The organism is Kitasatospora sp. NPDC127067, from assembly GCF_042724755.1.
Taxonomy (GTDB): domain Bacteria; phylum Actinomycetota; class Actinomycetes; order Streptomycetales; family Streptomycetaceae; genus Kitasatospora; species Kitasatospora lactacystinica.
The window spans coordinates 29,767-53,505 of sequence record NZ_JBHXEM010000056.1 but is presented as its reverse complement, the minus strand read 5'-3'; the positions used below and the strand labels follow the sequence as shown (position 1 = coordinate 53,505).

General features: G+C 73.7%; 33 protein-coding genes. 10 read left to right on the top strand and 23 right to left on the bottom strand.

All coding sequences use genetic code 11. The features are described 5' to 3' along the window. Nucleotides 1-216: 216 nt before the first annotated feature. Nucleotides 217-423, bottom strand: a complete 207-nt coding sequence (locus ACFWJ4_RS22630; RefSeq protein ID WP_380546451.1) for a hypothetical protein — start codon at nt 421-423, stop codon at nt 217-219. Nucleotides 424-444: 21 nt separating this feature from the next. Then, entirely contained in the window at nt 445-636 is a 192-nt protein-coding gene (locus ACFWJ4_RS22625; RefSeq protein ID WP_380546450.1) for a hypothetical protein, read from the bottom strand. A 260-nt stretch (nt 637-896) separates the two neighbouring features. Between ACFWJ4_RS22625 and ACFWJ4_RS22620 the strand changes: the two genes are divergently transcribed. Together ACFWJ4_RS22620 and ACFWJ4_RS22615 are read left to right on the top strand one after the other, a co-directional pair. Then, on the top strand, nt 897-2,117 hold the full coding sequence (locus ACFWJ4_RS22620) for a helix-turn-helix domain-containing protein (protein WP_380546448.1): 1,221 nt from the start codon (nt 897-899) through the stop codon (nt 2,115-2,117). A 110-nt stretch (nt 2,118-2,227) separates the two neighbouring features. Further along, nucleotides 2,228-3,172 (top strand): hypothetical protein, encoded by a 945-nt coding sequence (locus tag ACFWJ4_RS22615; protein ID WP_380546446.1) that lies wholly within the window; start codon nt 2,228-2,230, stop codon nt 3,170-3,172. Nucleotides 3,173-3,206: 34 nt separating this feature from the next. On the opposite strand, the gene ACFWJ4_RS22610 is transcribed toward ACFWJ4_RS22615, so the two are convergent. Then, on the bottom strand, nt 3,207-3,749 hold the full coding sequence (locus ACFWJ4_RS22610) for a HEAT repeat domain-containing protein (protein ID WP_380546444.1): 543 nt from the start codon (nt 3,747-3,749) through the stop codon (nt 3,207-3,209). Nucleotides 3,750-3,956: 207 nt separating this feature from the next. Here ACFWJ4_RS22610 and ACFWJ4_RS22605 point away from each other — a divergent pair, with 207 nt between their 5' ends. Further along, entirely contained in the window at nt 3,957-4,685 is a 729-nt protein-coding gene (locus ACFWJ4_RS22605) for an NAD(P)H-binding protein (protein ID WP_359914913.1), read from the top strand. A 114-nt stretch (nt 4,686-4,799) separates the two neighbouring features. Here ACFWJ4_RS22605 and ACFWJ4_RS22600 read toward each other — a convergent pair whose 3' ends face one another. The 6 genes from ACFWJ4_RS22600 to ACFWJ4_RS22575 form a co-directional block, all read right to left on the bottom strand. Beyond that, nucleotides 4,800-5,126 carry a hypothetical protein gene (locus tag ACFWJ4_RS22600; RefSeq protein WP_380546442.1) on the bottom strand — a complete coding sequence of 109 codons (327 nt, stop codon included), beginning with the start codon at nt 5,124-5,126 and terminating at the stop codon, nt 4,800-4,802. A 183-nt stretch (nt 5,127-5,309) separates the two neighbouring features. Then, nucleotides 5,310-6,176: an ABC transporter permease gene (locus ACFWJ4_RS22595; protein ID WP_380546441.1), complete on the bottom strand. Its 867-nt coding sequence runs from the start codon at nt 6,174-6,176 to the stop codon at nt 5,310-5,312. Continuing rightward, nucleotides 6,136-6,978: an ATP-binding cassette domain-containing protein gene (locus ACFWJ4_RS22590; protein ID WP_380546439.1), complete on the bottom strand. Its 843-nt coding sequence runs from the start codon at nt 6,976-6,978 to the stop codon at nt 6,136-6,138. Before ACFWJ4_RS22590 ends, ACFWJ4_RS22595 begins: the two co-directional genes overlap by 41 nt. Then, entirely contained in the window at nt 6,975-7,532 is a 558-nt protein-coding gene (locus ACFWJ4_RS22585; protein ID WP_380546437.1) for a MarR family winged helix-turn-helix transcriptional regulator, read from the bottom strand. Before ACFWJ4_RS22585 ends, ACFWJ4_RS22590 begins: the two co-directional genes overlap by 4 nt. 40 nt (nt 7,533-7,572) lie before the next feature. Continuing rightward, nucleotides 7,573-7,944 carry a ferrous iron transport protein A gene (locus tag ACFWJ4_RS22580; protein ID WP_380546435.1) on the bottom strand — a complete coding sequence of 124 codons (372 nt, stop codon included), beginning with the start codon at nt 7,942-7,944 and terminating at the stop codon, nt 7,573-7,575. A 64-nt stretch (nt 7,945-8,008) separates the two neighbouring features. Further along, nucleotides 8,009-8,170: a hypothetical protein gene (locus ACFWJ4_RS22575; RefSeq protein ID WP_380546433.1), complete on the bottom strand. Its 162-nt coding sequence runs from the start codon at nt 8,168-8,170 to the stop codon at nt 8,009-8,011. A 113-nt stretch (nt 8,171-8,283) separates the two neighbouring features. On the opposite strand from ACFWJ4_RS22575, the gene ACFWJ4_RS22570 reads away from it, so the two are divergent. The 3 genes from ACFWJ4_RS22570 (at nt 8,284) to ACFWJ4_RS22560 (ending at nt 10,234) form a co-directional block, all read left to right on the top strand. Continuing rightward, nucleotides 8,284-9,123 carry a Scr1 family TA system antitoxin-like transcriptional regulator gene (locus ACFWJ4_RS22570; RefSeq protein ID WP_380546431.1) on the top strand — a complete coding sequence of 280 codons (840 nt, stop codon included), beginning with the start codon at nt 8,284-8,286 and terminating at the stop codon, nt 9,121-9,123. Continuing rightward, nucleotides 9,113-9,319 carry a DUF397 domain-containing protein gene (locus ACFWJ4_RS22565; protein WP_380546429.1) on the top strand — a complete coding sequence of 69 codons (207 nt, stop codon included), beginning with the start codon at nt 9,113-9,115 and terminating at the stop codon, nt 9,317-9,319. Before ACFWJ4_RS22570 ends, ACFWJ4_RS22565 begins: the two co-directional genes overlap by 11 nt. Nucleotides 9,320-9,428: 109 nt before the next feature. Next, a protein-coding gene (locus ACFWJ4_RS22560) for an IS5 family transposase (RefSeq protein ID WP_380546427.1) occupies nt 9,429-10,234 on the top strand; the annotation gives its coding sequence in 2 pieces (ribosomal slippage) (nt 9,429-9,768 and nt 9,768-10,234; 807 coding nt in all). A 12-nt stretch (nt 10,235-10,246) separates the two neighbouring features. Here the strand turns inward: ACFWJ4_RS22560 and ACFWJ4_RS22555 are convergent. Then, nucleotides 10,247-10,756 (bottom strand): SMI1/KNR4 family protein, encoded by a 510-nt coding sequence (locus ACFWJ4_RS22555; RefSeq protein WP_380546425.1) that lies wholly within the window; start codon nt 10,754-10,756, stop codon nt 10,247-10,249. A gap of 257 nt (nt 10,757-11,013) precedes the next feature. Further along, on the bottom strand, nt 11,014-11,256 hold the full coding sequence (locus ACFWJ4_RS22550) for a hypothetical protein (protein ID WP_380546423.1): 243 nt from the start codon (nt 11,254-11,256) through the stop codon (nt 11,014-11,016). A 122-nt stretch (nt 11,257-11,378) separates the two neighbouring features. Between ACFWJ4_RS22550 and ACFWJ4_RS22545 the strand changes: the two genes are divergently transcribed. The 4 genes from ACFWJ4_RS22545 (at nt 11,379) to ACFWJ4_RS22530 (ending at nt 13,058) form a co-directional block, all read left to right on the top strand. Next, nucleotides 11,379-11,528 (top strand): hypothetical protein, encoded by a 150-nt coding sequence (locus tag ACFWJ4_RS22545; protein ID WP_380546422.1) that lies wholly within the window; start codon nt 11,379-11,381, stop codon nt 11,526-11,528. Nucleotides 11,529-11,617: 89 nt separating this feature from the next. Then, nucleotides 11,618-12,082, top strand: coding sequence for an NUDIX hydrolase (locus ACFWJ4_RS22540; RefSeq protein WP_380546420.1), 465 nt, complete (start codon nt 11,618-11,620; stop codon nt 12,080-12,082). A gap of 21 nt (nt 12,083-12,103) precedes the next feature. Further along, on the top strand, nt 12,104-12,424 hold the full coding sequence (locus tag ACFWJ4_RS22535) for a DUF397 domain-containing protein (RefSeq protein WP_380546453.1): 321 nt from the start codon (nt 12,104-12,106) through the stop codon (nt 12,422-12,424). Nucleotides 12,425-12,539: 115 nt separating this feature from the next. Then, entirely contained in the window at nt 12,540-13,058 is a 519-nt protein-coding gene (locus ACFWJ4_RS22530) for a hypothetical protein (RefSeq protein ID WP_380546418.1), read from the top strand. Nucleotides 13,059-13,105: 47 nt separating this feature from the next. Here the strand turns inward: ACFWJ4_RS22530 and ACFWJ4_RS22525 are convergent, their stop codons facing one another. The 12 genes from ACFWJ4_RS22525 to ACFWJ4_RS22470 all read right to left on the bottom strand — a co-directional run bounded on the left by ACFWJ4_RS22525 (nt 13,106) and on the right by ACFWJ4_RS22470 (nt 23,716). Beyond that, on the bottom strand, nt 13,106-14,497 hold the full coding sequence (locus ACFWJ4_RS22525) for a hypothetical protein (protein WP_380546416.1): 1,392 nt from the start codon (nt 14,495-14,497) through the stop codon (nt 13,106-13,108). Between the two features lie 157 nt (nt 14,498-14,654). Beyond that, on the bottom strand, nt 14,655-15,314 hold the full coding sequence (locus tag ACFWJ4_RS22520) for an AraC family transcriptional regulator (RefSeq protein ID WP_380546414.1): 660 nt from the start codon (nt 15,312-15,314) through the stop codon (nt 14,655-14,657). Between the two features lie 256 nt (nt 15,315-15,570). Next, nucleotides 15,571-16,473 carry a TIGR04222 domain-containing membrane protein gene (locus ACFWJ4_RS22515; protein WP_380546412.1) on the bottom strand — a complete coding sequence of 301 codons (903 nt, stop codon included), beginning with the start codon at nt 16,471-16,473 and terminating at the stop codon, nt 15,571-15,573. Nucleotides 16,474-16,914: 441 nt separating this feature from the next. Further along, complete coding sequence (locus tag ACFWJ4_RS22510) at nt 16,915-17,127, bottom strand: hypothetical protein (RefSeq protein ID WP_380546411.1); 213 nt, start codon at nt 17,125-17,127, stop codon at nt 16,915-16,917. 251 nt (nt 17,128-17,378) lie between these two features. Next, entirely contained in the window at nt 17,379-18,299 is a 921-nt protein-coding gene (locus tag ACFWJ4_RS22505) for an alpha/beta hydrolase (protein ID WP_380546409.1), read from the bottom strand. Further along, nucleotides 18,296-18,997: an indole-3-glycerol-phosphate synthase gene (locus ACFWJ4_RS22500; protein WP_380546407.1), complete on the bottom strand. Its 702-nt coding sequence runs from the start codon at nt 18,995-18,997 to the stop codon at nt 18,296-18,298. The genes ACFWJ4_RS22505 and ACFWJ4_RS22500 overlap by 4 nt, the downstream gene beginning before the upstream one ends. Next, nucleotides 18,994-19,713: an N-(5'-phosphoribosyl)anthranilate isomerase gene (locus ACFWJ4_RS22495; protein ID WP_380546405.1), complete on the bottom strand. Its 720-nt coding sequence runs from the start codon at nt 19,711-19,713 to the stop codon at nt 18,994-18,996. The genes ACFWJ4_RS22500 and ACFWJ4_RS22495 overlap by 4 nt, the downstream gene beginning before the upstream one ends. After that, on the bottom strand, nt 19,710-20,855 hold the full coding sequence (locus ACFWJ4_RS22490; RefSeq protein ID WP_380546403.1) for an acyl-CoA dehydrogenase family protein: 1,146 nt from the start codon (nt 20,853-20,855) through the stop codon (nt 19,710-19,712). The genes ACFWJ4_RS22495 and ACFWJ4_RS22490 overlap by 4 nt, the downstream gene beginning before the upstream one ends. Nucleotides 20,856-21,047: 192 nt before the next feature. Continuing rightward, entirely contained in the window at nt 21,048-21,422 is a 375-nt protein-coding gene (locus ACFWJ4_RS22485) for an ectoine synthase (RefSeq protein WP_359911895.1), read from the bottom strand. Beyond that, nucleotides 21,416-22,300 (bottom strand): tryptophan synthase subunit alpha, encoded by an 885-nt coding sequence (gene trpA / locus ACFWJ4_RS22480; RefSeq protein WP_380546401.1) that lies wholly within the window; start codon nt 22,298-22,300, stop codon nt 21,416-21,418. Before trpA ends, ACFWJ4_RS22485 begins: the two co-directional genes overlap by 7 nt. Beyond that, entirely contained in the window at nt 22,293-23,426 is a 1,134-nt protein-coding gene (locus ACFWJ4_RS22475; protein ID WP_380546399.1) for a hypothetical protein, read from the bottom strand. The genes trpA and ACFWJ4_RS22475 overlap by 8 nt, the downstream gene beginning before the upstream one ends. A gap of 5 nt (nt 23,427-23,431) precedes the next feature. Further along, nucleotides 23,432-23,716 carry an acyl carrier protein gene (locus ACFWJ4_RS22470; RefSeq protein ID WP_380546397.1) on the bottom strand — a complete coding sequence of 95 codons (285 nt, stop codon included), beginning with the start codon at nt 23,714-23,716 and terminating at the stop codon, nt 23,432-23,434. Nucleotides 23,717-23,739 lie beyond the last annotated feature (23 nt).

Below are 23,739 nucleotides of genomic sequence, written 5' to 3'. Positions count from 1 at the left end.
GCCCGGCTCCGCGCGCGCCCCTTCGCCCCGGCCCGGTGGTGCGGGGCCGGCCCCTGAACGTCCGCCGGACGCCTGGCCCACCGGCTCACCGCGTGCCCTCGGACGGGTGACGCCCCTCGGACGGCTCCGCCTCGCCGCATCAACGGCGAGGCGGAGTTCACCGACAGTGCCCCTTCGGGAGGGGCGGGGGCGTGTCGTCGCGTGTCCGGCCGGCGGCTACCCGAACGGCAGCACCGCGGTACTGCGCCCGCACAGGACACGCGAGTATTCGGCCGCCCCGTCACCCACGTTCCGGTAGTTGAGCACCGGGTCACCTGCGGCGACCAGGACGGTGGCGCACCCCAGGCACCATGGTCGCGGGGGATCCACGTCCAGGTCCTCGATGGCCGCGTCCACTGTGCGGCACTCGGCGCAGATCGGCATGCTGCCGCCCTCCTCACTCGCTCAGGCCCAGGTGGAGCCGCACATGGTGCAGCCCCAGCGGCCGTCCATCGTCTGGTAGGTGGCTCCCGACCCGCAGATCGGGCACGCCATGGCGGACGTGGTCCGGTCGCTGTTCGGCACGTTACCGGGCTGCGGGACGCCGTACGTCAGGTTCGGGGTCTCGGGGCGGTCGAGCAGCAGGGCTGCACTCATGACGCACTCTCCTCCGGACGAGGATCGGATTGGGGGTGCGCCCGGCCGGGGCACTCACCAGGCTTCCCGGTCGGCGGCCTCACGGGGAGGCCCAGGGGCGCTCCCGCACGCCGTGTGCGTGCCTCGCACACCCTGTGCGTGCCCTGCCCATGGGTGCGGTCCTGTCGGTACGGTGGCGGCCCCGTACGGTCGGAAGGGGCGCCGTGTCACGTCATCGTCGACTCGGGACGGTCATCAGGGCCGCCCGGTGTGCACAGCGGATGACGCAGGCCCAACTGGGTCGGGCATGCGGCTACTCGGCGTCCGCGATCAGTCGGGTGGAGGCGGGACTGCTGCGGCCGGCCGAGGAGTCACTCCCTCGGATTGCCCAGGTGCTGGGGATCTCGCTTGACGCCCTCGACCTCGACCGACCGGCTACTCTGGCGCGAGATGTGACCCCGGATCAGGAGGACGCCATGCTCCGCAGGCAACTGCTCGTGGCGGGCATGGCGGCGGCCGGGACATCGATGCTCCCGTCGACGGCAACCGCCGCAGCACGCCCGGATGCGTCGGCCCGGATCGTCGGAGCACTGTACGACCCGACGGAGTCGGCACCTGTGTCACTGCAGCAACTCGGCCGGGCACTGGCCTCGGCGCGCACGCAGTTCACGGCGGCCCGGTACGAGGATCTCGGTGCCGCTCTCCCCGGCCTGTTGGGTACTGGCGAGGCGACGCGGAACACCTTGTCCGGCCGGGCCCGGGAGGAGGCGCACGCCGCCGTTGCCCGCGCCTGGGTACTGGCAACGGAGCTCGCCTTGAAAGGACATTCCGAGGTGGCCTGGCCAGCTGCGGATCGGGCTCTGGCTGCGGCACAGGCCAGTGGCGACCCGGTGGTCCGGGGGGAGGCGGCCCGGGTCCTCGCGATCACGATGCGGCGTGCCGGGCGCCCTGGCGCGGCGGTCGACTTCCTGCGCCGCACCGCGGGCTCGCTCGAACAGGACCGGAGCGACGTGGCCCAGGCGGTGGCGGCAACGCTGCTGTTGACGGGCGCCTACACGGCCGCATGCGGCCGGCGCCGCGCCGATGCTCTTGACCTGATGGCGGGCGCCGAGGACGCGGTCGACCGTCTGGCCTCTGCCGATACCAGGCCTCCGAGTCCGCTGTTCACGGTCGACGCCACCAGAGCCCAGGCCGACCTGTACCGGATCGGCGTGCACACCGCGCTGGGCACTCCCGACGAGGCCGTACCGTACGCGGCACGGATCGTCCCGGGCCGGCTGCCGACAGCGGAGCGCCAGGCCCGGTACGGCACGGACTGCGCACGCATGTGGCATCACCTCGGCGACCACCGCCGCACGGTCGTCGCGCTCCGGTTCACGGAGCAGGTCGCACCGGAGGAGGTCCGCCGTCCTGCCGTGCGAGCGCTGACGGCGGACCTGCTGTATGCGCCGGTGACGGTGGCCGGCGTGCGGGCGCTCGCCGCGCGAACAGGCGTGTCGTAGGGACGTCGAGCGCCTGCCATGCAGGTCAGGGGTGCGGGTCGGGGCGATGCCCGGCGATTTCCTTGCCGCCCCGCGCGGGGCGGCGGCAGGGGGTTGGGTAGCCTCCGGGGATGGTCTCCTCCCCCCGTGCCGTCCGGCCCGCCACGCGGCTCGTCGACGGGCTCGTCCACGCCTACGCCCCGCACGCCGGCGCCGTGGGCGCGCTGTCCCCCGTGGCGGCCTTCCGGCCCCTGCCGGGGGACGAGGTCGTCGGCCACGCCGTCGCCGCCGACCTGGGCCGCGCCCACTACACCACGCTCGACGCGGCCGTCTGCGTGGGGGCGGACGGCACGCAGCTGTGGCGCTCGCGGTTCGAGCCGGAGGCGAGCGAGGTCTTCGGTCACCGGCCCGGCTGCGAACTGTCCCCGGACGGGCGGGTGCTGTGGGTCTACCGGCCCGACGCCATGGCCGGGCGCGGCCGCCCGGACCAGTGGGTCGCCATGGACGCCGCGACCGGGACCGTCCTCGCCCGGGCCGACCTGGAGACGGTCGGGCACGGCGCCGTGCAGCTGGCGCACCCGGCGAGCGGCCAGATCCTCCTCAACGTCGGCGAGGGGCAGGACGGCAGCGTGATCCACCGCGCGTCGCTGACCGGCGGCCGGATCGAACTCGCCCGCTACCCCTGGGACGACCGGTGCCTCATCGACCTGTCACCCGACGGCCACCGGTTCCTGACCGTCGACCACGCCCAGAACGACCTCGCCGTCCACGCCTTCCCCGGCGGCGACGTGCTGTTCACCCGCACCGCCGCCGACTTCGGGCACGACCCGGACACCGTCTTCCTGGAATGGAGCGGCGGCCACCTGAGCGCCGACACCGTCGTCGCCACCCTCGTCGGCCAGGACGAGGACGAGGAGGACTGGTTCCGCCACTACCGCCTCGACGCCCGCACCGGCCGCGTCCACGGCGAGTTCGACGCCCGCACCACGGACCCGTACGACATCCGCCCGCTCGGCGACGGCTCCTGGCTCACCACCGGCCCCGACGGCCACCCCGTGCGCCACACCTGCGCCTGACCGGCGTCCTGGCCCGGCCCGCTGCCGGGCCCGTTCACCGGGCCGTACGGGCGGCGGCGCGTTCGTAGATCGCGCCGCCGGGGATGTACCAGCCCGCCTTCTTGCGGACCGCCGGGCTCGGGTCCCGGTCGTGGGAGGCCCGCAGGGCGGCCACGGCCCGGGCCTCGGTGCGGGCGAAGCGGCCGACGAGCTCGGCGGCCCTGGCCCGCACGCCCGGGTCGGGATCGTGGGCCAGGTGGCGCAGCGCGGGTTCGAGGACCCGGTCCGCGCCCGGTGCGCACGTGTCGCCCTTGCACCGGTCGCAGGCCAGGGCGTGGAAGGCGGCGGTCCTCACCCGGGCGTCCGGGTCGTCGGCCATGGCGACGAGCTGGTCCATGGACTCGGTGTCGACCAGGTGGTCCAGCAGCCGGCAGCAGCCCTCCCGCACGGCCGCGTTCTCGTGGGACAGGCCCGCCCGCACGGCCCCGAGCACGTCCTGCCCGCGCCGCAGCAGTTCCCGGTGGGCGGCCACCGTGCGCCGGGGATCGCCCAGGCAGGAGACGAGGGCTTCGTTGTCGGTGCTGACGAATCCGAGCATGCGCCCAGTGTCGGGCCGCAAAACGGCGCCGGGCAAAGGGATTTACCGCCCGCCGCCACCGCCCGCCGCCACCACAGGCCGGCGCCGCCGCCGTTCCCCGCCCGGTTCCCGCGACCGCGGCGAACGGCCCGCCCGGGTGGGCGCACGCCAGGCCCGCACGGAGTTCATATGCCATATTGCGGACATGGTCCCGACGAAAGGCATGTCATGAGGTTCGCGGTCATCGGCGGTACCGGGCTGATCGGCTCGCAGGTCGTCGAAGATCTGAACGCCGCCGGGCACGAGGCGGTACCGCACTCCAAGTCCACCGGAGCCGACGTCATCAGCGGCCGGGGCCTGACCGAGGCGGTGGCGGGGGCCGACGTCGTCGTCAACCTGACGAACTCCCCGACCTTCGACGAGGCCTCCCTCGACTTCTTCCGGACCTCGATGGAGAACCTTCTGGCCGCGGCCCGCGACGGTGGCGTCGGCCACTTCGTCATCCTCTCGATCGTCGGCGTGGACCAGGTGCCGGAGCTGGCCTACTACCGTGCCAAGGTGCTCCAGGAGGACATCCTCACGGCCGGGCCGATCCCCTACTCGATCGTCCGGGCGACGCAGTTCATGGACTTCGTGGACGCCGTCCTGTCCTGGACCGCCGACGGCGACACCGTCCGGTTGCCCGCCACGCCGGTCCAGCCGATCGCCTCCGCGGACGTGGCCCGTGCGGTGGCGGAGGTCGCGGCGGGCGCCCCGCTGGGCGGCATCCGCAACATCGCGGGCCCCGAGATCTTCCCCCTGGACGAGCTGGGGCGCATCACCCTGTCCCGCAAGGGCGACAGCCGTACCGTCGTCACCGACCCCACCGCCGGGATGTTCGCCGTCGTCAAGGGGGACGTCCTGACCGACCCCCGCGCCCGCCTCGCCCCCACCCGCTACGCCGACTGGCTCTCCTGACCCGCGCGCCCGGGCCCCGCACACCTGGATGCCGCACGGACACGGACACGGGCGCGGACGTGGCGACGGTCCCGGCGACGCGGCGTGCGCGGCAGGCCGGACCACCGGCCCCCGTCAGGCGGCCGGTGGTCCGGCGGCGGACAGGCGCAGCCTGAAGGGCGACCCGTTGGCGGTGGGCGTCCAGCCCTCGGTGCGCGCGGAGCGGATGCCCGCGGCGACCTCCCCCGGCATGACCACGTGGGCCGGCACCGCGTCCGGGGTGTGCCGGGTGGGTCGGCCGGTGTCCACGACGAGCGTCGTCGCGGGGTGGGCGGCGTCCTCCACCGCGTAGCCGAGGGTGCTGCCCTCGAAGTCGCAGCACCAGTGCTGCTTGGTGACGCGCCAGCGGTACGCCACGCCGTCGACGACGATGCGGCGCGCGCCCTTCTTGGCCAGTGCCACGGTGCTGCCTCCCGGTGTTCGGCCCGGCGGCCCGGCGGCCCGTCCGTCTGCCGCTCTGCCGGCCTGTCGGCCTGTCGGCCTGTCGGGAGGAAGTCTCCTGGTGCGGCGCGCGCTTGTCACCGGGTTTCCCGGCGCCGTGGCCCGGGACGCCGTCAGGTCCGGGGTCCGTTCCCTCCTGCCCTCCTAGCGCGCGAGGCGCCCGAGGAGGGCGGAGGAGGCGGCGATGCCGAGGAGGGTGGCGAAGGCGAGGACGGCGAAGTCCAGGGGCAGGTGGGAGGGGGTGCCGATGAGCAGGCCGCGCAGCGCGTCGACCTGGTAGCTGAGCGGGTTGGCCTTGCTGACGGCCTGGAGCCAGCCGGGCATCAGGGCGATCGGGTAGAGGGCGTTGGAGGCGAAGAACAGCGGCATGGTGATGGCCTGGCCGATGCCCATCAGGCGGTCGCGGGTGAGCACGATCCCGGCGATGGCCATCGACAGGCAGGAGAAGAACGCCGAGCCGAGCAGGACGGCGGCGACGACGCCGAGCAGCCGCAGCGGGTTCCAGGTCATGGCGACGCCGAGGGCGGCGGCGATCAGCACCACCACCGCGGCCTGCAGGACGGCCTTCACCCCGGCGGCGAAGGCCTTGCCGGTGACCAGGGCGGCGCGCGGGGTCGGGGTGACCAGCAGTTTGGTGAGGACTCCGGAGTCCCGCTCCCAGATGATCATGATGCCGTAGAAGATCGCGATGAACATCGCGGACTGGGCGATGATGCCGGGCGCGAGGAAGTCCAGGTACGGGATGCCGCCGGTGGGGATCGCCTTGAGGCGGGTGAAGGTCTGGCCGAAGATCAGCAGCCACAGCGCCGGCTGGACCGCCCGGGTGTACAGCTCGGTGCGGTCGTGGCGCAGCTTCTGCAGTTCGACGGCGCACATCGCGCCGATGCGGGCGGGCACCAGGCGCCAGCCGGTGCGGGCGCGCGGGGGCACCAGCAGCAGGGACAGGTCGGGGCCGGCGGCGCCGGCGGATTCAGCCGACGCGGCCCGCGGTGCGGCGGGTTCGGCGGACATCGCTGAAGTCTCCTTCGGTCGCGTCGGCCAGTTGCCGGCCGGCGAAGTGGCGGAAGACGTCGTCGAGGCTGGGGTCCGGCCGGGCCGGGTCGGCCCGGTGGACCTGCTCCTTGAGCTCGGCGGGGGTGCCGAGCGCGCGGATGCGGCCGCGGTCCATGAGGGCGATGCGGTCGCAGTGGCGGTCGGCCTCGTCCATGTAGTGGGTGGTGACCAGGACGGTCATGCCGGTGGCGGCGCGTACGGCGTCCACGCGTTCCCAGACGCCGGTGCGGGCGATCGGGTCCAGGCCGATGGTGGGTTCGTCCAGGACGAGCAGGCGCGGGGCGCTGACCAGGGCCTGGGCGAGTTCGAGGCGGCGCACCATGCCGCCGGAGTAGGTGGCGGCCATCCGCTCGGCGGCCTCGGTGAGGTCGACGGCGGCCAGCGCCTGGGCGACGCGGCGGGCGCGTTCGGCGCGCGGGACGTCGAAGACGCGGGCGAACAGGGCGACGTTCTCGCGTCCGGTCAGCCCGGCGTCGGCGGACAGCTGCTGGGGGACGTAGCCGAGCAGGCGGCGCACCTGCATGGGGTGGCGGGTGGCGTCGTGGCCGAAGACGCGGACCATTCCGGCGCCGACGGGCAGCAGGGTGGTGATCGCGCGGATGGTGGTGGTCTTGCCGGCGCCGTTGGGGCCGAGCAGGCCGAACACCTCGCCGGTGCGCACGGTCAGGTCGATCCGGTCGACGGCCCGGGTGGTCCTGCCGCGGCCGTGGCGGAAGACGTACTCCAGGCCCTGGCACACCACCGCGTCCTCGGTGCTCATGGCTCCTCCTCCCCGCAGGCTCCTGCGGGTGCTGCGGGCGCTGCGGGCGCAGCAGGTGCCGCAGGTCCTCCGGGTGCTGCGGGTGCTGCGGGCAGGGTGCGCAGGCCTTCGGCGACCTGCCGCAGGGCGGGCAGGGCGGCGGCCAGGGCCTCGCGCCGGTCGGCGGGCAGGCCGGCGACGACGTCCTCCATCAGCGCGCGGCGGCGCCGGCGCCAGGCCTCGATCCGCTCGACGGCCTCGGGGGTGGCGTGCAGGAGGGCGGCCCGGCGGTCGGCGGGGTCGGTCTCGCGGCGCAGCAGGCCGAGGGCGACGAGCTGGTTGACGAGGGTGGACACCGAGTTGCCGGCCAGGCACAGCTCCTCGGCGGCCTCGGAGACGCGCAGTCCGGGGGTTTCCGTCACCAGGCGCAGCAGTTCGACCTGGGCGCCGCGCAGGCGGGGTTCGTCCATCGTCTGCCGCAGGCGGCGGCGGACCAGTCGCTGGATGCCGACGAGGAGGGTGGAGAACTCGTCCGCCGGCGCGACGTCGAGCGTCTGCGGCTCTGTCGCGGTCATACCCTCATTTTAGCTCTCAGTGAGAGCTATCCGGCGGGGGTCACGCGTCCGTTTCCGGTGCGCTGCGCAGGTGGCGGGCCCAGATCTGGGCCTTGCGGTAGGGGCCGTCGCCGGCGCCGTCGTACTGCGGTGCGTCGAAGGCGACCCAGTAGGCCAGTTCGCCGTCCTCGGCCCGCGGGTTGCCGGCGGGCTCCGGCGCCCCCATCGGGTCGATGGTGCCCGTGAACTCCACCTGCCACGGGCCGTCCCACTGCGGGTCGCGGACCACGGTGACCCGGGTGCCCGGGGGCAGTGCACCGGCGGGCCGGTCGCGGTTCAGGGGGCGGTCCAGGATCCGTTCGACGGCCGCCCGGTCCCGGTCCTGATCCTGGTCCCGGTTGTGTGCGGTGTCGGAGGACGGGTCGACGCTCATGCGCTCAGCTTCCACGGACGGGGGCCGGGAGAGCCACCGGTTAATCGGTGGGTTCGGGCGGGGTTCAGGCGGCGCGCTGGCCGTGGACGAGGGCGGGCAGGGTGCGGTTGGCGAGGGCCTCGTCGACGCGGGCGGTCTGGGAGGGGGCCATGACGTCGGGCAGGTCGCGGGCGGGGACGAAGCGGGCGCCGTAGCCGGGGAGGCGGGTGGCTTGGCCGTGGGGCATGGTGAACCCTCTGCGATCGGAGTTTCACGTTCTGTGCATATGGTGGCCTGGATTCGCCCAGCATCGGAAGCGCAAACAACTTGACTTCGAGGCCGCGTCGAGTCGGAGCCCCCATGGTGAACATCAAGGAAATCGACCCGTCGTCCAGCCCAAGGGCCCCCTTCGGCATCCAACTCCGCAACTCACGCAAGGCGAAGGGCCTCCTGCAGCACCAGCTCGCGCGCAAGTGCGGAGTCAGTGCCTCGTATGTCTCGTTCGTTGAACTTGCGCACCGACCGCCGAGTGAAAAGTTTGCCACCAAGGCCGACGAAGTCCTGGAAACGGGCGGGACGTTGATGCTGATGTGGTGGCAGCACAAGCACACCGCGCTCGTGCCGGGCTTCCCGGAGTACGCCAACCACGAGAACCGCGCCGCAGAGGTGCGGCTGTTCTCGATCGACATCGTGTCCGGGCTGCTGCAGACCCATGCTTACGCCGGCGCCTGGGAAGCGGCCAACATCAGGCGCGGCACCGCGACTCCCGAACAGGCCGAGGAACGGGTCGCCTTCCTCATGACGCGCCAACAACTCCTGGCCCGCACTCCGACCCCTCTCCTTCATGCAGTTCTCGATGAAAGCTGCCTGCGCCGACCTGTCGGCGGAGCGAAGGTGATGATCGAGCAGCTACAGCACCTTGAGCAGCTTGCCGCCTCCCCGAGCGTGATCATTCAGGTCGCCCCGTACTCCCTGGGCGAGGAACGGCCTTTCAGCTCCCATGTGACCCTGCTGACCATGCCCGACCGCAAGTTGCTCGGGTACGGCGAGACCGAAGTCCGCGGTTACCTTGATCGCGATATCGACACTGTCCTTCCACTGTTCAGGGGCTACGATCGGCTTCAGATCGAGGCACTGAATCAGGCCGCATCCATGGAGATGATCCGTGCGGTACGGAAGGGCTATGAGGATGGATGTTGACCTGACCCACGCTGGCTGGCGGAAGAGCACCTACAGCGGGGCCCAGAACGGCTGCGTGGAGGTCGCCGACGGCTTCAGCGGTGTCATGCCCGTGCGCGACTCCAAGGACCCCGGCGGCCCGGCCCTCCTCTTCCCCGCTCCCGCCTGGCAGGCCTTCGTCACCGCCGTCCGCACCGGCGAATTCGACGCCCCCTGAGGGCACTTGCGCTTCGCCGCCCGGGTCGGTGTTACACCTAACTGATCATTTCACAATGGCTTGAGCCCCAGGTCTTGCGCTCAGTGATCTTGGTCGGCAGGGTGTCCGCGTGCGTGCTGATCTTGTGCTGAACGATCTTTGGGAGCGAGTAGCCCCGTTGCTGCCGCCTGCGCCTGAGCGGCGCTACCGTCACCCGGGGCGGCTACGCGTTCCTGACCGGGCCGCGCTCGCCGGTGTCTTGTACGTGCTGCGGACCGGTGTCGCCTGGCGCGATGTCCCCGCGCAGGTCGTGGGCTGCTCAGGGGTGACGGCTTGGCGCCGGCTGCGGGACTGGACGGAGGCTGGTGTCTGGCCGCGTCTGCACGCCACGCTACTCGACGAGTTGCGCCGTGCCGACCTGCTGGACCTGGACGACTGTGCCGTGGACGGGTCGCATGTGCGGGCGCTGAAAGGGGGGATCACGTTGGGCCGTCGCCGGTCGACCGTGGCCGTCCCGGCTCCAAGCACCACCTGATCGTCGACCGACATGGCATCCCGCTCGCTGTCACCCTCACTGGTGGGAACCGACACGATGTCACCCAGCTCATACCACTCCTGGATGCGATCCCGTCGATCCGTGGCCTGCGGGGACGCCCTCGGCACAGACCACGCCGCTTGTACGCGGACCGGGGCTACGACTTCGACAAGTACCGCCGCCTGCTGTGGAAGCGCGGTATCAAGCCCATGATCGCGCGCCGCGGTATCGCCCACGGCTCCGGCCTCGGCAAGGTTCGCTGGGTAGTGGAACGGACGTTCGCCTGGCTGCACCAGTTCAAGCGCCTGCGCATCCGCTATGAACGCCGCGCCGACCTCCACCAGGGCCTGCTCGAACTGGCCTCCAGCCTCATCTGTCTCCGGCGACTCCATGGGGCTTGAACTGCGATACGTTCACATCGCATCGTGGTTCCCACTGGTCGTCCACGCTCGATACCAGTCCCCGAAGACCGGGCCAGGGGCCAGCCTGTCCTCTATCCCAAGGGTGTCGAACCAGACCTGCCCGCTGGCGGCTCCAGTGACCACCAGCCGAACGAACGCGCCGCACCCCATGTCCGAGATGATCATTGACCCCGGAATGATCCCGTCCTCGTCGTAGTCGTCTTCGAGGTCGTCCGGGCCCACCGCACGCGTGAATGGGAACGGCGTCGCAAGGTACCCGGGCCACCAGGCCTCGTCCCTGGGACCGTACGACCTGCTCAGCGGCCAAATACCGTGGTAAGGCCCCGGGCCACCGTTGCCGATGGTCGTCAAGAAGGTTCGGTAGTCCTCAGGGAGGGTCACCCCGTACTGACGCTCGAAGGACAGAACCTCCGCCTCCGAGAGCACGCTTCTCGGACGACTCTCAGACACTCGATCCATCGCGCCCCACCTCTCACCCGGTTCTGCCGCCTCCGCGAGCATAGGACTCCCGCTCCGGGTGGACAGGTGCCCCACCTGGCATCGAGGCAGGGCAAGCCTCACTTTGAAACGACCAGTAAGACAGTGGAACGCCAGCTCTCCGATGCGGCACTGGTGCCGCATCAGCGGAACCGTATCGATGTCTGCGCGGCTTCAGGGGTTGATGAACGAGTGGTCTGGCCCAACAGCGTCCGGGCGAACGTCAAGACCGGGCACGACCGGGAGGTGTTCGCCGTCTATCCGCACCGGTCGGCCTGCCCTCAGTCGGTCTGGCGCAGCTGATCGCCGAGGCGCGGTCCGAGGTCTTCCTCGCCGGGTACACCAACTACTTCGTCCGGCTGGAGCAGCCCGCCCTCCTCCAGACCTTGCGGCGCAAGGCCGAGAGCGGTTGCCGCATCCGTTTCCTCCTCGGCGATCCCGGGTCCGAGACGACGCGTCGGCGTGAGCAGATCGAGGACGTGGCCCTCACCGTGTCCACCCGGATCCGGGTCACGCTGGAGCACCTGTCCAAGCTCTCTCCGGCACCCAGGGCGTCGAGGCCCACTTCAGCTCCCCGGAGGACGGCCCGAACCACATCGGCCTGTCCGTCTTCCGATTCGACGAACACGCCCTGGTAACCCCGCACTTGGCCCGAACCGTCGGCCACGACTCCCCGCTGATGCACCTGCGGCGCAGCGAGGAGAACGGAATGTTCGACCGCTTCGCCGAGCACATCGAGGAACTCTGGTCCCGGGGCAGCGACATTCCCACCATCCCGGCCCGCACCAGCGCCTGAATCCGCGTCTCCCGGTTCGCCCGCCGCCCCGACGAGGGCGGCGGGCGCATGCGACGAGGGTGGCGGGCGAGGCTTCTATCCTCGTGTCCATGAGCCACGACGCCTGCCGGCCCGCCCCGATGCCGCTCCACTCCGTGTCCGTCGCGGGCGTGGTCGTTCGCGAGGACGGGCGCGTGCTGGCCATCCGGCGGGCCGACAACGGCACCTGGGAGCCTCCGGGCGGCGTCCTCGAACTCACCGAGACCGTCGAGGACGGCCTGCGCCGCGAAATCCACGAGGAGACGGGGCTCAAGGTCGGCGTCGACCGGCTCACCGGCGTCTACAAGAACATGACCCGCGGCATCGTCGCCCTGGTCTTCCGGTGCCACCCCGAGGACGGCGCCGAACAACTCTCCTCCGAATCCACCGCCATCGCCTGGCTGACCCCCGACGAGGTCACCGACCGCATGGCCGAGGTCTATGCCGTCCGCGTCCTCGATGCCCTGCGCCCCGGCCTCACGCGCATCCGCTCCCATGACGGCCGGCACCTCACCGCCTCCGAACGCCTCGCATGAGAAGTCGGCCCCGCCGACTTCCTGCTCCACCGCCCGACCGGGAGGGAAGAGCAGCACCCCGTCACCTGGCGCAGGAGCACCCGCAACGGACAGGGCGGCCAGTGCATCGAGGTCGCCGACGGCATCCCCGGCCTCACACCCGTCCGCAACTCCAAGGACCCCGACGGCCCCACCCTCCCCTTCCTCTCCCCCGCCGCCCGCGCGGGCGAAATCGACGCCGGCCGAGGGCACTTGCGCGTCGCCGCCCGCCTCCGGGCGGCGACGCGCGGACGAACCCCCGTCTCCCGCACCGCCGCGCGTGGACGCCTCCCGTGGGAAGTCGGCCCGGCCGACGGCATTTGAGGCTCCTTCAGTGACCTGCCCGGGCCGGGGTGTTGCGCCCCGGCCCGGCACGCTGTCGCCGGCGACTGGCATGCTGGGGTCAAGAGTTGTCACCGGGAGGGGACGAGGGGGGCGGATGCCGGACAAGGTCAGGCCGCTGCGCGCGGCACCACGGCTGGGCACGGTCAACGGATTCGGGCGCACGATGCTGGGCAAGACCCGCGTGGACGCCCAGGGCGCCTGCTTCGCCACCCACTGGTTCACCGTGCTGATGCTGCCGATCCGGCCGCTGGGCCGCTACTACGTCAAGGAGGGCGAGACGGTCGACGTCCCCGGACGAGGCGGCGCCTCCACGACCACCACCGAGTACGTGTTCCTCGGCGAGGCCGAGCTGCGCGCGAGCGAGGTGATCCGCACCTACCTGTTCTGCTGGCTGATGGTGCCACTGGTCGTCGCCGGTCCCGTGACGCTCTTCGGGCTCAACGCCGACGCGTTCAGCCACGAGCACCCGATCCTCTTCCTCCTGCTGCTGCTCGGGCTCCCGATCGTCGGCATCATCGCGCTGGCGTGGCTGCTGGTCCTCAACGAGAAGTTCCTCGCGCCGGTACGCGTGCCGCGACGGGTCGAGGCCGGGCCGGCGAACCGAAGGCCCTGAGGGGACTGGACTCGGGGCCCGAGGGCCTGACGGCGGGTCCGCGACGGCTACAGGCCCGCCCCGGTCAGCAGCCGCTCCATGTGCTCGACGGGAAGGAACGGCGAAGCGGCGGCGGCCCGCGCGACGTGTTCGGAAGGGTCGGCGAGCAGCCGCAGCAGGGACGGGAGCGGAAGGTTGCGGTGGGCGGCGACGGCCCGGCGCACACGCTCCTCGGGGTCGTCGGCCAGCTGCCCGGCGAGTTCCGGGGGCAGGTCCGGATCGCGGGGCGCCAGGGAGCGCAGCCGGGGCTGGGGGTCGGTGGCGAAGCGGCGCAGGGTCTCCGGGGGCAACGGCAGGACCTGCGCCCTGTCCCACCAGAACGTGAACTTGTCGCGTCGGCGGTAGCGGCGCTCGATGTCCTCGGCGGTCGCCGGGTCGACCAGGTGCGGGGCGGTGTGCGCCATGGTGAGGCGGACCAACTCCTCCTCGTCGGCGAGCAGTCGGGCCACCGCCTCGGCGGGCAGGGCCTTGGCGGCGGCAGCGGAGACCCGGAAGCAGACGTAGGGCGAGTCGACGTGCGGCAGCGGGTCGGCCGTCACCCAGTCCAGGCGCAGGATCCGTAGTTCCGTGGGCGCGAAGGAGTTCTCGTACCACCGCAGGAAGGCCTCGTCGTCGGCGTCGGGGCCCGGCTCGGCCGTCGAGCGCGACGCCTCGTGGACCGAGGTGTGGATCCGTGCCCGCTCGTGCTCCGGCGTGTCCGGCCGGGCGAAGACCTTCACCCGCACGCTCAGGGCCGGATCGACGGCCAGGGCCTCGCGCAGCGCCGGCGGCAGGTCGGGATGCCGGGCGAGTTCGGCGCGCACGCCGCTGTCCGGGTCCTCGGCGAGCCGCCGGGCGGTGTCCGCGTCGAGGACGGCGTGGACCACCGCGCCCGCCCGGGTCACCGGGTCCGCCAGCAGCGCCGGCAGCAGGTCCGCGGGCGGTACCGGATGCGGCAGGTGCGCGGAGCAGGTGGAGCAGGCGGCGGCGCGGACCTCCGGCTCGGGGTCGGCGGCGAGACGGGCCCTCAGGTCGGGCGGGGTGCCGTCCTCCTGGGCCAGGTGTTCGCGGACCTTCGGCTCCGGATCGTCGACGAACTGCTCCAGCATCCGCCGCGGCGCGGTCGCGGCACGGACGGCGAGCGCGGCCCGCACCCCCTCGTCCGGATGGGCGGCCAGGCGCAGGCGGAAGCGGTGCGGCAGCCGGTCGTTGAGGGCCGGACTGTGCAGGAGCCAGTGGTCGCCGGTCGCGACGATCTCGTCGATCATGTCCTCGGTGAGGTCCGCACGACCCGCCACCTCCCCGAATCCGTGCCGCCGGGCGAACAGCCGCCGGACCATCGCGGCGGGCAGGGCGGGGTTCACGGCCAGCCCGTCCAGCACGTGGTCGAGGCGGACCGGGGTCGGGGCGTCGGCATCCATGCGGCCAGGATGCCAGGACTGCTCCGGTGCGACGCGGCCGGACCTGCCCGCCGGCCGGGCCCGCTCAACCCCCCGGGTGCGGCGGCTCCCTGACGGCACCGACGCCGACCGTCCCCCGACGCCGGCGATCGCCGCCTGCGTCGCGCTCCTCGCCCGCTCAGGCCCGGGCCGCGGAGGCGGCGGGGACCGCACCCACGGCGGGGACCGCACCCACGGCACCCATGGCACTGACGGCGCGCAGGGCGCGGTCGGCGGTCTCCCGGTTCTCGCCCACCGGGGCCACGTAGTCGAGGACGGCGCGCGCGGCGTCCTCGCCGAGGGTGCGGGTGATCACCACCCAGGTCGCGAGGTACTGGGAGGCCAGGCAGCCGCCCGCCGTGGCGATGTTGCCCTCCGCGTGGAAGGGCGCGTCCAGCACGGTGACGCCGCGGGCCTCGACGAACGGGCGGCTCGTCAGGTCCGTACAGGCCGGCATCGCGCCCAGCAGGCCGAGGTGGGCCAGCACCAGCGCGCCGGAGCACTGGGAGCCGATCAACTGCCGCGCGGGGTCGAGCGGCAGCCGGGCGAGCAGCGGCGCGTCGGCGACCACGTCGCGCGTCCGCACCCCGCTGCCGATCAGCACGACGTCGGCCTCGGTGACGAACCCGATCGGGCGCTGCCCGGCGACCTCGACACCGTTCATCGAGGTCACCCGCGGCGTGGGCGTCGTGATGAAGGCCTCCAGGCCGTCCTTGCGGCAGCGGTTGATCAGCGCGGAGGCGATGAAACTGTCGAGCTCGTTGAACCCGTCGAAGGTGACCACGGCTACCTGCACCATCACACCACTCCCTCATGCGGCACCGGATGTCCGGCTGCGCCCAGTGTGCCGTGCGCCGCCCGCGCCCGCGCCCGCGGGTGCGGGTGCGGGTGCGGGTGCGGGCGGCGCCCCGGGGCCTCCTCCGAGCTTCCCCGGGGGCCCGGCCGGGAGCGGCGCCGGTCCGGGCCGCCCACTCGGCTTCCCCGGCGAGCGGGGCGTATGCGCCGCCGGCCGGACCGAGGTCCGCGACGTGCCGCAGAACCGGGCCGCGCCGGGGCTAGAGACCGCCGCCGCAGCCCCCTCCGCAGCCGCCCCCGCAGGACGCGCCGCCGCAGCCCCCGCCCAGGCCCACGCCGCCGCTGCCGCCGCTGTGGGAGGTGGTGGTGCTCCTCGCGGCCGCGGTCCGGGCGAGGGCGTTCGAGCGGGCGCGGGCCGCCTCCCGGCAGATCCGCAGGTCGTGGTCGACGGGCAGGGCCGACAGCCCGCCCAGGGCCACCGTCGCCGGCCCCTGCCCGCGGCGCTCGGCCGTCCGGGCGTCGGCGAGCACGCGGGAGCCGAGCGCGGTCAGCGGGCGCAGCGGGCGCACGGGCGGCCGCACCAGGCGGTTGACCCACAGGGCGACCGCGAACAGAACGACGAAACCCGCCGACGGCACGAGCCGGTTCCCGTCCCGCGTGAGCGTCCACACCAGGGCGGCCACGCCCGCCGCGGCCACCGCGAGGAGCACCACGGGCATCCACCCGTAGGCCTTGCGCACCCGCTCGACCAGTTTCTCGTCGTCGATCAGCCCCGAGGCCGCCAGCCGCTTGCGCAGCGCCTTCGCCTCCGGCGACCAGTCCACCGACGGGATCAGCTTCCCGACGTCGCCGGTGCGGGTGGGGCCGAACGCGCGCACGGCCACCGCCTCGAACCCGTCCCCGTCCCCGGTCGTGGCCGCCGTGGTCAGCGTGACGTCCCCCGAGCGGGAGGCGACGATCCGGCCCCTGTCGTACATCTCCGCGAGTGTCAGCTCCGCCAGGTTCCCGGCCAGGCAGGCGAGTTCCTCCCGGTCGAGGTCGAAGTCCCGGCCCGCCGCGAGCCGTTCGGCGCGGTTCAGCTCGCGCAGCGCGCGGCGGCAGCGCGCCCCGGCCGCGGCCAGGGCCGCCCCCGCCCCCGCCAGAAGGACCAGGACCACCCACATGACGCCCCCTCTCCCCACAGGTCGGCCCAGTGTGGGCGCGCCAGGGCCGGGCGGCAAGTCCCGGGCCGGGCACGGGCCGTGGGACTTGCCGGGCGTTGCACCGCCGGGGGCCGGTCGGCGGGCTGCCCGGGAGCCGGTGCCGTCACGGGCGGACAGGCCGCCGGGTGACGGGGGCGCTGACGGCGCCGTGGACGCCGTCACCGGTATGCGGGTCTGCGGCGACGGTCGGGGCGGGGGCGTCGCGGCCGAGCGGGCGGGTTCCCGGCGGGGGCGGCCCCGGAAGGCGCCGGTGGGTGATGTCATGGGTCGGCGGGGCGAACAGGCAGTGGGCGCGGCGGACTTGCCCGAGGCCGCGCCGGTACGGGCCGGTGGGGGCGGGCGCGGGCGGCGGGCGGGGCCGCGTTCGGCTCGCCGGGTACGGGCCGGGCCCGGCGAGCGGGGTCAGTGGTCGGTGAGGGAGCGTGCGGCGACGTGGGTGACGGCTTCGTGGACGGGGGTGGGGTCGGCGACGAGTGGTCGGGCGCCGGCGGCGCGGACGTCGGCGCCCTGTTCGGGGCGCCGGATGATCCCGGACACCCGCAGGCCCCGGCCTGTGAGCAGACGGGTGGTCAGGAGTGCGACCCTGCCGTGGCCGCCTGCGATGACTACCGGCATGCGGGCACCGTCCGGGCGGTGGCGGGGCCGCGGGGGGGCGTGGGCGGGGTTCGGGCGGCGACGAAGCGGCGGTGGCCGTCGGTGTGCCCGCGGCGGACCGGGGGTCCGTTCGTGGGCTGTCGGCCGCAACTTCCCCGGGCGGTACGGGATTCCCGCGCTCGGCGCGCGGGGGGCGGGCCCCGCCGTCCCCTTGCCCGGGGGGACGGCGGGGCCTTCCTGTCACCCTGCGCCAGGTGGTCGGTGGGCCCTCGTCAGACGGTGGCGAGGGCGGGGGCCGGCACGGCGGCCGCACCGGCGGCGGGTGCGGCGGCGGTGGCGGGCCGGGTGAGGCAGTCGTCGGTGAAGGCGAGGGCGCGCAGGTGGTAGGGGCGGGCGGCGTGGCCCAGGGAGAGGTTGTGGCCGGCGCCGTGGGCGGTGACCAGGTGGGCCAGGCCGGTGGGGAAGGCGGTGGTCAGGGCGGTGCGGGAGGCCTCGTCCAGGCGCCACCAGTGTTCGTGTTCGGCGAGGGTCAGGCGCACGGGGACGCGTACGCGGGCGGCGAGGGCGCTGTAGCGGGCGGGCCAGGTGGCCAGTTCGCGGGATTCGAGGGCGGGGACGGGGGTGAGCAGGGTGCGGGCGGCGTGGAAGGTGCCGGGCGGGTAGAGGTTGAGGGGGCCCCAGTTGAGGCGGCCGCCGCCGGCGAGGTCGTCGGGGCGGTCCCAGGCGCCGGGGGCGTAGTGCTGGGCGAGGCCGGAGATGTCGCAGCCGAGCAGGGGCAGGCGGGGGTTGTCGGGCCAGTGGGCGGCGAGTTGGAGGGCGATCTTGCCGCCGAAGGAGTGGGCGAGGAGTTGGACGCCGGCGCCGGTGTCGTGGGCGCGGGCGTAGTCGGTGAGGGCGGCGTGGAGGGTGGCGGCCTGGTCGGCGATGAGCTGGCCGGCCGGCAGGCGGTGGGCGGAGGCGCCGTGGCCGGGGCGGTCGACGGCGAGGACGGTGTAGCCGAGGTCGGCGGCGAGGGTGAGCAGGCTGGTGTCGGGGTGGGCGGGGCCGGCGAAGTAGGCGGCGCGCATGCCGCGGCCGTGGACGGCGAGGAGGACGGCTTTGGGGGCGCGGTCCTCGGGTTCGGCGACCAGGGCGGACAGCGGGATGCCGGCGGCGTCCAGGACCAGGGAGCGGGTGCGCAGGTCGTTCCTCATGCGGCGACTCCGGTGCGGGCGTTGTCGAGGTCGGCGAGCCAGCCGGTGAGGTCGGGGTTGCGCATGAGGGAGGTGCCGATGAGCAGTGCGGCGTAGCCGGCGTCCAGGAGGCGGGCGGCGTCGGCGGGGTCGGTGATGGCGGAGGCGGAGACGGGGGCGCGGCAGCCGGCCGCGCGCAGGGCGGGCAGCAGGCGCAGGCTGCGGCCGAGGTCGCCGCGGTCGCGTTCGCGGGTGCGGATGTCCTTGTTGTTGACGGCGACGACGCAGTCGGCGATGCGGGGCAGGGTGTCGAGTTCGCGTTCGTCGGTGATCTCGACGAAGGGGGTCAGGCCGAGGTCGAGGGCGCTGGTGACCAGGCGGGCGAGGGAGGTGGCGGGCAGCAGGGCGGCGGTGAGCAGGACGGCGGAGGCGCCGAGTGCGCGGGCGGCTTCGAGTTGGGCGGGTCGGGTGAGGAAGTCCTTCTGCAGGACGGGCAGTTCGGTGGCGGCGGTGACCTCGCGCAGCAGGCGGGGGGTGCCGCCGAACCAGCGGCCGGTGACGACGGACAGGCAGGGGGCGCCGGCCTGTTCGTAGCGGGTGACGAGGTCGGTGACGGTGCGCGGGCCCAGGAGGTCGGTGCCGTGGGGGTCGCGGAGTTTGACTTCCATGACCAGGGGGCGGGCGGCGGTGAGCAGCGCGTCGATGAAGCTCGGGCTCATGCGGTCGTCTCCTGGAGGCGCGGGTGCCAGGCGCGGGTGAGGGCGGTGACGTTCTCGTGGGTGAAGCGGCCGGTGCGGTCGCGGGCGGCGGAGTCGATGTCGGCGCCGGCGTAGAGGGGGTGGTCGGTGATGGTGCGGTAGGTGTCGCGGTTGGTGGTGCTGAGGCCGCCGGCGAGGAGGAAGGGGATGGTGAGGCGGGGCAGCAGGGCGTGGACGTGGGCGGGGTCCAGGGGTTGGCCGGTGGAGCCGACGCGGCCGTCGTCGGTGACGGTGTCGAGGAGGAACAGGTCGCAGCCGGCGCGGGCGAAGGCGCCGGTGAAGGCGCGTTCGAGGCAGCGTCCTCGGGAGAGGTGGAGGACTTTGACGAGGACGGCGTAGGGCAGGTGTTCGCGCAGTTCGGCGACGAGGGCGGGGCTCTGGTAGGCGTGGAGCTGGATCCAGCGGATGCCGGTGGCGCGGGCGAGGGCGGCGAGGGTGGGGGCGTGGTCGAGGAAGGTGACGAGGACGGGTTCCAGGCCCAGGCGGATGGCGGTGGCGGCGAGGTCGGCGAGGCGGTCGGCCTCGAGTTCGGCGGGGCCGCCCGGGATGCCGTGCCACAGGCCGACCAGGGTGGGGCCGGTGTCGGCGAGGAGGGTGAGGTCGGCGCGGGTGCGGGCGCCGCAGACTTTGAGGTGGCCGCTGCGGGTGGGGGCGTGGGGGGCGGCGGGGGCGGTCATTTGCCGAGTCCGAGCATGGCGGCGATGCGGTTGTACTGGATCTCGTTGCTGCCGGAGTAGATGGTGCCGGCGACGGCGTTGCGCACGTCCTTCTCCAGTCCGTATTCGGACATGTAGCCGTTGCCGCCGAAGACCTGGACGGCGGCCAGGGAGGTGGCGAGGTTGGATTCGCTGGTGAGGAGTTTGGCGATGGCCATGTCGACGGTGACGTTGTCGCCGGCTTCCAGTCGCTGGGCGGTGTCGTACAGCCACTTGCGGGCGGTTTCCAGGCGGATCTTGGTGTCGACGATCTTGTTGGCGACGGACTGGTAGGAGCCGATGGGTTTGCCGAAGGACATGCGGGTCTTGGCGTAGTCGAGGCAGCGGGCGAGGCGGTGCTGCATCTCGCCGGTGTTGACGATGAAGGTGTAGAGGATCTCGCGTTTCATGACGTGGTCGAGGACGAGGAAGCCGCCGCCGACGCGGCCCAGGACGCGGTCGGCGCCGACGCGGACGTCGTCGAGGTAGAGCTCGGAGAGGGGGGAGGTGCGCAGGCCCATCTTCTTGACGGGGTTTCCGGTGGTGAGGCCGGGGGTGTCGGCGTCGATGAGGAAGGCGGTGACGCCGAGGGCTCCGCCCTGGGGGTGGGTGCGGGCGTAGACGACGACGACGTCGGCGACGGGGCCGTTGGAGACGAAGGTCTTGGAGCCGTTGAGGACGAAGTGGTCGCCGTCGCGTACGGCGCGGGTGCGCATCTGCATGGCGTCGGAGCCGGATTCGGACTCGGTGATGGCGTGGGCGCCGATGGCGTCGCCGGAGGCGATGCGGGGCAGGTAGGCGTCCTTGAGGGCGGGTGAGCCGAAGGCCTGGAGGGGGACGCCGGTGGAGGCCATGGAGGTGGTGACGGAGAAGTTGAGGCCGCCGTCGCGGCAGGTCTGGCCGAGGCCTTCGAGGACGTACATGGTGGTGAGCAGGGACTGGCCCAGGCCGCCGTGGCGTTCGTCGAAGGGCAGGGAGAGGATGCCGGTCTTCTGGATCAGGCGCCACTTGTCGTGGGAGAAGGCGGCCTGTTCGTCGCCTTCGATGTGGCCGGCGCTGAGGTCGTCGCCGAAGCGGGCCAGGCCCTCGCGCAGGGCCGTCTGGTCGGCGTTCCAGCGGATCATCGGGGGTGCCGCCTTCCTCCCGGGCCGTCGGGGCCCGGGGTGGCAGGCCGGCGCCCGGTGGCGCCGGCTGACGTCGGTTCCAGGGCCCGTGCGGGGGCCCGGGCCCCCGGGCGGTGGGTGGGGGCGGCGGGCCCCGGGTGGGGCGCGGGGTGCCTGGCGGGGGTGCCTGGCCGCGGGTGCCTGGCGGGGTGGCTAGTAGGCGGAGGAGGAGTGGGCGTCGAGCTGGTGGACCTCGTCGCCGCGCAGGGCCGGGGAGAAGACGCAGACCAGGCGCAGGTCCTCGTGGGGGCCGGCGACCAGGTAGTGGGCGTCGTGCTCGTCGAGGGCGTAGAGGCGTCCGGGGGTGATGGGGTGGGAGTTGCCGTCCATGTCGATGACCTCGCCGGAGCCGGCGATGCAGTAGCAGGCCTCCAGGTGGTTGCGGTACTCCAGGCGGGACTTGGTGCCGGCGTTGACGATGGTGTCGGTGAGGCTGTAGCCGAGGTTGTCGCTCTCGACGAGGAAGCGGCGGGACAGGCCGTTGCCCCACTCGACGGTCTTCACGTCGGCCAGGTCGCGGATCAGCATGCGGGTTGTTCCTCTCGGGTGGTGGTGCCGGGGGTGGTGGGGGTGTGCGGGGTGGAGCGGGGTCCGCCTCTTGCGTCCGGGTGAGGGGGGCGGGCGGGGCGGAGGTCGGTGAGGAAGGCGCGCAGTTCGGTGACGGCGTCCAGGCCGTGGGCGGCTGCGTGTTCCAGGCGGGCGACGGCGGCGGAGCCGACGATGGCGGCGTCGGCGCCGGCGGCGGTGACGGCGTCCAGGTCGGCGGCGGTCCTGACGCCGAAGCCGATGGCGACGGGGGTCGCGGGGGCGGCGGTGCGCAGGGTGGCGACGGTGGTGGCCAGGGCGCGGTGGCCGGTGGTGGGGGTGGTGCCGGAGCGGCCGTAGTGGGCGACGAGGTAGACGTAGGCGCCGGTGGCGTCGCGGGCGGCGGCGGCGAGGACGTCGGGGGCGGAGGCGGGGTAGCAGGTGGTGACCTGCGGGAGGCCTTCGTCGCGCAGGGCCTGCTGCCAGGCGGGGCGCAGGCGTGGGGGCAGGGCGTGGACGAGCAGGGCGCGGGCTCCGGCGGCGGTGGCGGCGCGCGCGGTGGCGGCGGGGTCGCGGTGGCGCAGGCTGTGGCTCCAGTCGGCGAGCAGGACGACCTTGAGGTGGCGCAGCCGGGGGGTGAGGTCGGTGAGGTCGGCGAGGACGGTGTCCCAGGTGGTGCCGGTGTGCAGGGCGCGGGTGGCGGAGCGGCGGATGACGGGGCCGTCGGTGGGTGAGTCGGGGAAGGGGACGGCGAGTTCGAGGACGTCGACGCGCTGCTCGTCGAGCATGAGGGCGAGGTCGGTGAGGCGGTCGGCGGGGTCGCCGGCGTTGAGGAACAGGGCGAGGCCGGGGCGGTCCTGGGGGAAGAGGGGTTCAGGCACGGGTGGCCTCCGGTCGGCGGGCCGCGGGGTCCGGGGCGGCGGTCCTGGCGGCCGGTGCCGCGGGTGGCGCGGGTGCCGCGGGTGCCGCGGGTGTCTCCGGGGCCGCGGGGCGGGCGGGGCGGGCGGTGGCGAGGCGTTCGGCCAGGGCGCGGGGGGTGCCGTCGGCGAGGGCGTCCAGGGCGGCGTCGTAGGCGGTGTTCCAGTGGGTGTGGCGGCCGGAGGCCAGGGCGAGGGCGGCGGCGTTGAGGGCGATGGTGCGGGTGGCGGTGGTGCCGGCCTGTCCGGCGAGGGCGCGCAGGAAGTGGCCGGTGAGGTCGCCGGGGTGGGGGGCGAGGTCGGCGAGGGTGCCGCTGTCGGGGGCGACGCAGCCGGCGGGCAGGTGGACGGTGCCGGTGGGGGTGTGCAGGGTGTTGTCGGCGAAGGGCAGGAGTTCGTCGGCGCCGGTGCGGTTGTGGGCCAGCCAGACGGTGCGGGCGGGCAGGCGGGCGGCCAGGGGGCGCAGGGCGTCGAGGGCGGCGGGGGTGGAGACGCCGGTGAGCTGGGCGGTGACGGGGACGGTGGCGAGCAGGGGGCCGAGGGTGTTGAGGAAGGCGCCGAAGGGTTTGAGGGTGAGGGGGTAGAGGGTGCGGGCCAGGCGGGTCAGGGGCGGCGGGTAGACGTGGGGGCCGGCGAAGGCGATGTTGTGGCGGGCGAGGTGGTCGGCGGTGGCGGCGTGGCCGGAGGTGAGGGTGATGCCCAGGCGCTCCAGGAGGTCGACGGAGCCGGCGGCGCTGGTGTAGGCGCGGGAGCCGGTCTTGACGACGGGGATGCCGATGGCGGCGGCGGTGAGGGCGGCGGCGGTGGAGAGGTTGAAGGTGGCCGGTCCGCCGCCGGTGCCGACGATGTTGACGCTGTGGGGGTGGGCGGGGCCGGGGTGGGGGGTGCGTTCGGTGAGCGAGGTGACCAGGGCGGCGAGGGTGTCCGGGTCGGGCAGGCGGGTGGTGAGGCCGGCCAGCAGGGCCGCCGCCTGGGCCCGGTCGGTGTCGGCCGGGCCCAGGGTGCGGTGTTCGAGCTGGTCCCACCACGAGTGCCAGGCCTCGGCGTCGACGGGGCGGGCGGCGAGGAGCGCGGTGAGGGCCGGGTGCACGGGTGTCAGCCGCCCACGGTGGCCGTGGCCGCGGCGGCGGTGGCGGCGGTGCGGCGTTCGGTGATGAAGGCGTCGATGGCGGCGACCGAGCGGAAGTTGTTGGGGTCGAGGTCGGTGTCGTCGACGGGCAGGGTGAAGTGGTCCTCGACCCAGGCGATGAGCTTGAGGACGCCGAGGCTGTCGATGACGCCGTCGGAGAGCAGGTCGTGGTCGTCGGCGAGCTGGTCGGGGGTGATGTCGGGCAGGAACTCCTCGATGAGGAACCGCTTGATCCGGTCGATGTTGCTCATGGCGGGCAACTCCCTTGTATGAG

Bases quoted from the DNA above. Each gene is read 5' to 3' on its own strand.
- ACFWJ4_RS22520 (WP_380546414.1), bottom strand. From the start codon at position 15,314: ATGGTGCAGGTAGCCGTGGTCACCTTCGACGGGTTCAACGAGCTCGAC.
- ACFWJ4_RS22620 (WP_380546448.1), top strand. From the start codon at position 897: ATGACGCAGGCCCAACTGGGTCGGGCATGCGGCTACTCGGCGTCCGCG.
- ACFWJ4_RS22505 (WP_380546409.1), bottom strand. From the start codon at position 18,299: ATGAGGAACGACCTGCGCACCCGCTCCCTGGTCCTGGACGCCGCCGGC.
- ACFWJ4_RS22530 (WP_380546418.1), top strand. From the start codon at position 12,540: ATGCCGGACAAGGTCAGGCCGCTGCGCGCGGCACCACGGCTGGGCACG.
- ACFWJ4_RS22580 (WP_380546435.1), bottom strand. From the start codon at position 7,944: ATGAGCGTCGACCCGTCCTCCGACACCGCACACAACCGGGACCAGGAT.
- ACFWJ4_RS22590 (WP_380546439.1), bottom strand. From the start codon at position 6,978: ATGAGCACCGAGGACGCGGTGGTGTGCCAGGGCCTGGAGTACGTCTTC.
- ACFWJ4_RS22485 (WP_359911895.1), bottom strand. From the start codon at position 21,422: ATGCTGATCCGCGACCTGGCCGACGTGAAGACCGTCGAGTGGGGCAAC.
- ACFWJ4_RS22510 (WP_380546411.1), bottom strand. From the start codon at position 17,127: ATGCCGGTAGTCATCGCAGGCGGCCACGGCAGGGTCGCACTCCTGACC.
- ACFWJ4_RS22630 (WP_380546451.1), bottom strand. From the start codon at position 423: ATGCCGATCTGCGCCGAGTGCCGCACAGTGGACGCGGCCATCGAGGAC.
- ACFWJ4_RS22605 (WP_359914913.1), top strand. From the start codon at position 3,957: ATGAGGTTCGCGGTCATCGGCGGTACCGGGCTGATCGGCTCGCAGGTC.
- ACFWJ4_RS22490 (WP_380546403.1), bottom strand. From the start codon at position 20,855: ATGATCCGCTGGAACGCCGACCAGACGGCCCTGCGCGAGGGCCTGGCC.
- ACFWJ4_RS22610 (WP_380546444.1), bottom strand. From the start codon at position 3,749: ATGCTCGGATTCGTCAGCACCGACAACGAAGCCCTCGTCTCCTGCCTG.
- ACFWJ4_RS22470 (WP_380546397.1), bottom strand. From the start codon at position 23,716: ATGAGCAACATCGACCGGATCAAGCGGTTCCTCATCGAGGAGTTCCTG.
- ACFWJ4_RS22615 (WP_380546446.1), top strand. From the start codon at position 2,228: ATGGTCTCCTCCCCCCGTGCCGTCCGGCCCGCCACGCGGCTCGTCGAC.
- ACFWJ4_RS22565 (WP_380546429.1), top strand. From the start codon at position 9,113: ATGGATGTTGACCTGACCCACGCTGGCTGGCGGAAGAGCACCTACAGC.
- ACFWJ4_RS22515 (WP_380546412.1), bottom strand. From the start codon at position 16,473: ATGTGGGTGGTCCTGGTCCTTCTGGCGGGGGCGGGGGCGGCCCTGGCC.
- ACFWJ4_RS22570 (WP_380546431.1), top strand. From the start codon at position 8,284: ATGGTGAACATCAAGGAAATCGACCCGTCGTCCAGCCCAAGGGCCCCC.
- ACFWJ4_RS22500 (WP_380546407.1), bottom strand. From the start codon at position 18,997: ATGAGCCCGAGCTTCATCGACGCGCTGCTCACCGCCGCCCGCCCCCTG.
- ACFWJ4_RS22540 (WP_380546420.1), top strand. From the start codon at position 11,618: ATGAGCCACGACGCCTGCCGGCCCGCCCCGATGCCGCTCCACTCCGTG.
- ACFWJ4_RS22495 (WP_380546405.1), bottom strand. From the start codon at position 19,713: ATGACCGCCCCCGCCGCCCCCCACGCCCCCACCCGCAGCGGCCACCTC.
- ACFWJ4_RS22595 (WP_380546441.1), bottom strand. From the start codon at position 6,176: ATGTCCGCCGAACCCGCCGCACCGCGGGCCGCGTCGGCTGAATCCGCC.
- ACFWJ4_RS22525 (WP_380546416.1), bottom strand. From the start codon at position 14,497: ATGGATGCCGACGCCCCGACCCCGGTCCGCCTCGACCACGTGCTGGAC.
- ACFWJ4_RS22585 (WP_380546437.1), bottom strand. From the start codon at position 7,532: ATGACCGCGACAGAGCCGCAGACGCTCGACGTCGCGCCGGCGGACGAG.
- ACFWJ4_RS22555 (WP_380546425.1), bottom strand. From the start codon at position 10,756: ATGCTCGCGGAGGCGGCAGAACCGGGTGAGAGGTGGGGCGCGATGGAT.
- ACFWJ4_RS22575 (WP_380546433.1), bottom strand. From the start codon at position 8,170: ATGCCCCACGGCCAAGCCACCCGCCTCCCCGGCTACGGCGCCCGCTTC.
- ACFWJ4_RS22625 (WP_380546450.1), bottom strand. From the start codon at position 636: ATGAGTGCAGCCCTGCTGCTCGACCGCCCCGAGACCCCGAACCTGACG.